Raw genomic sequence first — 5,466 nt, 5'->3', positions numbered from 1 at the left:
TTCGCTAGCTAAAAATTTGTTACTTGTTTGCGTTACGAAATTAATTGGTTAAACTCCGAAGAGTTTAAGCATATAATATGTCTTTTCGTTCATTCAGTTTTCAAAGGTCAATCGCTGTCAAACTCTCGCTGACAACTTCTTAATACTATCACGTTGTGTGCTCTGTGTCAACATTATTTTAAATAATGTTTAGCAGGTGTTTCGCTTGCTATAAGCGTCTCTCACTCAACAAATACTATCATATCAGCTACGCATTTATATGTCAACAGTTTTTCTTAATAAAAAACTTTTTCTCATAAGAAACATTTAAACCGCTTCTAGATAGTGCATATGTTTTTGCGAACTGTTTACTTAGTATATATGATAACCAATACTTTTGGCAACATTTTTATGTGTATTAAATCAAAAAAAAGATAAAACCGCTCAGGAATATAGTCCCCAAGCGGTTTAGCTAATATTTATTTATCTAATCGGGCTTCTAGTTCAGCTTTTTCTGCTTCAAAACCAGGTTTTCCTAAAAGCGCAAACATATTTTTCTTGTACGCTTCAACACCTGGTTGATCGAATGGATTAACTCCTAATAAGTAACCAGAAAGGCCAACTGCTTTTTCAAAGAAGTAAATCAAGTATCCTAAAGAAAATTCATCTAATTTAGGGATTTCTACTACAAAGTTAGGAACATCACCATCAGTATGTGCTAACAAAGTACCTTGGAAAGCTTTTTCATTTACATAATCAACTGTTTTACCAGCAAGGAAGTTCAAACCATCAAGATTTTTTTCATCAGATGGAATATCAATATCAAAGCGTGGTTCTACAACTTTAACGACTGTTTCCATAAGAATACGACGACCTTCTTGAACATATTGACCTAAAGAGTGTAAATCTGTTGAGTAATTTGCTGACGAAGGATAGATACCTTTTTGATCTTTACCTTCACTTTCGCCAAACAATTGTTTCCACCATTCGTTAAAGTATTGCAAGCTTGGTTCATAGTTGATTAACATCTCAACAGTTTTACCTTTGCTGTACAAAACATTACGCGCTACTGCATATTGGTAAGCAATGTTTTCAGAGATTTTCGGACTACGTAAGTCTTCACTTGCTTGACGTGCACCTGCTAAGATAGCATCCGTATCGATTCCAGCTGCTGCAATTGGTAAAAGACCTACTGCTGTTAACACTGAGAATCGGCCACCGATATCATCTGGTACAACAAACGTTTCGTAACCTTCGTTATCAGATTCTGTTTTCAATGCACCTTTTGCTTTATCTGTTGTAGCATAAATACGTGATTTTGCTTCTTCTTTACCATATTTTTCTACTAACAAGTTTTTCAACACGCGGAACGCTAATGCTGGTTCTGTTGTTGTACCTGATTTTGAAATGATGTTAACCGAGAAATCTTTATCTTTAACAAATTCGATTAGATCATGTAAATAGGTAGAGCTAATGCTGTTACCTGCAAAGAATACTTGTGGAGCTTTTCGAACTTCTTTGCTGTCGACGTTGTTAAATGAGCTTTTAATAAATTCAATAGCTGCACGTGCTCCTAAATAAGAACCACCGATACCGACTACGATTAATACTTCTGAATCGCTTTGGATTTTTTTGCTAGCTGCTTGAATACGAGCATATTCTTCTTTATCGTAGTTTGTTGGCAAGTCAATCCAACCTAGTGCGTCGTTACCAACACCTGTACCATTATGTAAATCATTATGGGCAGCTGTTACAGCACTTTGTAGATAGTCCATTTCATGTTGACCGAAAAATTTCAACGCATTTGAATAATCAAATTTAATATGAGTCATTTCGAAACCTCCAGTATTTTTTATTAACATACTAACCTTATACCAATGACGTGCTTTTTTCAATAAAAAAATACTTCAATTGACATTTAATTTACGAATAGTTTGTGACGAATTCTTTCTCGTAATTAACATGTTGTTTTATCAACAACACTAGAGGTGCTATTCGCTAATCCCATCTTTTGGTAAAAAAGCATCAATCCAAATTGGCATTTGTTTTCTTAATGGTTCGAATCCTGCTTTACCCTCTTCGCTATTCTCATGATCTTCCATCGCTCGCAGAGATAAACTCATACGTTTCTTATCTTCTTCCATACTAACGATTTCCACTTTGATTTTCTGACCTACGTGCAAGTAGTCATTTATATCTTTGACAAAACCATGTGTCACTTCGGAAATATGTATCAATCCTTGTGTCTCATCAGGAAATTTAATAAATGCGCCATACTTTTGTATGCCATCCACAGTTCCCTCAACAACGTCACCAACCTTGAACTTAGCCATAATGTGCCTTCTTTCTAATCTGATATATTTTAATTGTTTTAATTATAGCACTTTTAGCCCTTACTAAGCATCTTCTACCTTCTTCAAAATTCAATTAGCTTCTACTATATTATGCGCTTTTATATTTTTATTGGCATTGATATTGATGTACAATTAAAATAGTCCTTAAAAAAACAGAAAGGTGCGATCAATCATGACTGATTTTAATCATTTAATTACTCGTAAAAAGACAAACTCTATAAAATGGGATCAATCCACAGCAATATATGGCACGGATGTCCTCCCTATGTGGGTAGCAGATATGGATTTCGCACCACCGATAGGCGTAACTAAAGCTTTACAATCCGTTGTTGATCACAACATTTACGGCTACTCGTTTGTGCCTGAATCAACTAATAAAGCAATTCAAGCTTGGTTGTTGTCGCATTACCAATGGAAAATCGATTCAACTAGCATCATCTATAACCATAATGTTGTTTCCGGTATTTCGGTCGCTATTGAGGCGCTCACAAATCCAGGCGAGAACGTCCTCATCACACCACCTGTTTATCATCCCTTTAGCGAGGTTCCTTTACTACTCAATAGAAATATTGTGACTTCGCCTTTGAATTACAACAACAATCGTTATGAAATTGATTTCACTGACCTTTCCTTAAAACTAGCGGATCCAAAAACGACCGTATTTTTACTTTGTTCACCACATAACCCTGCTGGACGTATTTGGTCGCAAACTGAACTGGAACACGTCATCGATTTATGTGACCGCCATCAAGTGTCGCTTATATCAGATGAAATCCATGCAGACCTCGCTTTTAAAAAGCATACACCTACCGCTTCTTTGGATTTAAAAACGGTGAAAACCGTCACGTTAATGGCACCTTCAAAAACATTTAATTTAGCAGGGTTAAATGCTGCCTTTATGATTTGTGAGGACCCGCTTTTACAACAACGCTTAGAACAAATCCGCAAACAACGCTCTTATCCATCAATCAATCGTTTTGGAGCTGCTGCTATGGCTGCTGCTTATCAGACTGGGGGCGATTGGTTAGAAGAACTACGTACACACTTAACCGAAATGATCACTCTTTCACACAATCTTTTACAAACACTCTCTTATATAGAAACAACACCACTGGATGCTTCTTATTTATTGTGGATTGATTATCGTAAAACAGGCATCGTAGAAAATGCTGTAATGGCGGAATTAGCAAAACAAGGTGTGGGTGTCACACCGGGTTCTCAATTCGGCATCGAAGGTGATGGTTTTATTCGCGTCAATATCGCCACTTCATCAGTACTTGTAACAGAGGGAATCACTAAAATTGTGGCTGCCTTTAAAGAATTAGGTGTCAAAGAAAAAAGCATTAGCCCTCCTCTTTAAGAGATAGCTAATGCTTCATTATCATACCTATTATTTTACAATTTTGATTGTGTTGATCACAACATCTTCAACAGGACGATCTTGTGCACCTTTTGGTACATCTGAGATAAGATCAACAAGATCCATACCTTCAACTACTTGACCAAAGACTGTATGACGGTAGTCTAACCATGGCGTACCACCATTTTCTTTATACGCATTAACAACTTCTTCCGGGAAGTCTGCATCTTTCATTTGACGTGTCATGTTTTTAGGCACTTCACTTGCTTGAACGATAAAGAATTGACTACCGTTTGTATTAGGTCCAGCATTTGCCATTGATAACGCACCACGGAAATTAAAGAGGTTGCGAGAAAATTCATCTTCAAAAGAGCTTCCCCAGATGCTTTCGCCGCCCATACCAGTTCCTGTTGGGTCGCCACCTTGGAGCATAAAATCTTTAATAACACGGTGGAAAATTAAACCATCGTAGTAACCATTTTCAACGTGAGTTAAAAAGTTTTCTACAGTTTTTGGTGCTTCCTCAGGGAAAAGTTTAATTTTAATTGTACCTTTACTTGTTTCAAACGCAACAAGGCGTTCATTTTCTTGTACTTCAGTTGTTAATTGTGGGAATGACATAATTCAATCTCCTTTATAATTTATTTCACTTTATTTTAACATTGAACAACCTTATAACCAAACGAAAAATTTATAACTGTGGGATAATTTTTTATTCACTGCGCCTAAAAGTAAAGGAACAGCTACACAAATCAGTGACGCTATATTAAAAACAGTTTCATTTCATACTATTACTCGATATAAGATGTAAGGTGACTACTTACCTTAAACATCAATTATTTGTTCGTAAGGTTATCCCTTTTAAGCGTTGCATTTTTCCTAATTTAATATGACAAATATAAATAGAAAGGATTTGCTTTTTATGTCTCAAAAGAAAAAAAATCTATACTTGTTAATGGGTGCCAATTTTCTGGTTTCAATCAGTATGACAATGATTATGCCCTTCTTATCTTTATATATTGAAACCTTCGGTAACTTTTCACAAGATTCTGTCCAACGTTGGTCTGGCTATATTTTTGGCGTGACTTTTCTTGCCGCCTTCCTTGTTTCACCTCTATGGGGGAAAATTGGTGACCGTCATGGCTTCAAACCTATTCTGATTTTCACATCATTAGGCTTATCTATCTCGCTCTTTTTAATGGGCCAAGTAAGTTCAGTGTCACATCTCTTTTTCCTCAGAATATTCATGGGGATTGTAACGGGATTCGTCGGTGTTTCAAATGCTTTTATCGCTAGACAAACACCACGTGAAGAATCCGGTCGCGTGCTTGGTACCTTACAACTAGGTAGTGTTACTGGTATGTTATTTGGTCCTCTAATCGGAGGTTATCTTGCCGATGTATTCGGCTTTCAACAAACATTCTACATAAGCAGTGCTTCGTTACTGGTTGTTTTCTTTCTTGTTGTCTTTGTTTTGAAAGATACTGTGTCACATACTGCTACTTCAAAGAAAAGCGAAAAAGTTCCAAACACAATTTCATACATCCTACATATACGTGTACTGTTAATGATGATGGTCGCAACCAGTATGGTACAAATCGCAAACTTTAGTTTACAACCATTGTTAGCTTTATATGTTAAAGAACTCGCACCGCACACCAATAACATCGCGTTACTCTCAGGGCTCGCATTTTCAGCAACTGGTTTTGGTAACTTAATTATGACGCGACGGTGGGGTATTTTAGGTGATCAACATGGTTATGAAAAAATAAT

At 36.4% G+C, this 5,466-nt stretch carries 5 protein-coding genes; 2 read left to right on the top strand and 3 right to left on the bottom strand.

Features of this window, described 5'->3' with window-relative positions; genetic code table 11:
* Positions 1-458: 458 nt before the first annotated feature.
* Both IKV95_RS10680 and IKV95_RS10675 read right to left on the bottom strand, forming a co-directional pair.
* Positions 459-1,811: a glucose-6-phosphate isomerase gene (locus IKV95_RS10680; protein ID WP_287451822.1), complete on the bottom strand. Its 1,353-nt coding sequence runs from the start codon at positions 1,809-1,811 to the stop codon at positions 459-461.
* Between the two features lie 159 nt (positions 1,812-1,970).
* A complete protein-coding gene (locus tag IKV95_RS10675) occupies positions 1,971-2,312 on the bottom strand; it encodes a CvfD/Ygs/GSP13 family RNA-binding post-transcriptional regulator (protein WP_029091926.1) in 342 nt (113 codons plus the stop codon).
* Positions 2,313-2,505: 193 nt separating this feature from the next.
* On the opposite strand from IKV95_RS10675, the gene IKV95_RS10670 reads away from it, so the two are divergent.
* Positions 2,506-3,693, top strand: coding sequence for a MalY/PatB family protein (locus IKV95_RS10670; protein WP_069125649.1), 1,188 nt, complete (start codon positions 2,506-2,508; stop codon positions 3,691-3,693).
* A gap of 30 nt (positions 3,694-3,723) precedes the next feature.
* Here IKV95_RS10670 and IKV95_RS10665 read toward each other — a convergent pair whose 3' ends face one another.
* Complete coding sequence (locus tag IKV95_RS10665; protein ID WP_029091925.1) at positions 3,724-4,314, bottom strand: peptidylprolyl isomerase; 591 nt, start codon at positions 4,312-4,314, stop codon at positions 3,724-3,726.
* A 301-nt stretch (positions 4,315-4,615) separates the two neighbouring features.
* Between IKV95_RS10665 and IKV95_RS10660 the strand changes: the two genes are divergently transcribed.
* Positions 4,616-5,466: MFS transporter (locus IKV95_RS10660; RefSeq protein WP_287451820.1), on the top strand; the 851-nt coding region annotated here is incomplete at its 3' end.

Origin of the sequence: Brochothrix sp. (assembly GCF_017549435.1) — a bacterium.
Classification (GTDB): domain Bacteria; phylum Bacillota; class Bacilli; order Lactobacillales; family Listeriaceae; genus Brochothrix; species Brochothrix thermosphacta.
The sequence above is the reverse complement of the archived record's forward strand: the minus strand, read 5'-3'. Positions and strand labels throughout refer to the sequence as shown.

Coding starts and splice junctions, on each gene's coding strand:
- IKV95_RS10680 (WP_287451822.1), bottom strand. CDS start 1,811: ATGACTCATATTAAATTTGATTATTCAAATGCGTTGAAATTTTTCGGT.
- IKV95_RS10675 (WP_029091926.1), bottom strand. CDS start 2,312: ATGGCTAAGTTCAAGGTTGGTGACGTTGTTGAGGGAACTGTGGATGGC.
- IKV95_RS10670 (WP_069125649.1), top strand. CDS start 2,506: ATGACTGATTTTAATCATTTAATTACTCGTAAAAAGACAAACTCTATA.
- IKV95_RS10665 (WP_029091925.1), bottom strand. CDS start 4,314: ATGTCATTCCCACAATTAACAACTGAAGTACAAGAAAATGAACGCCTT.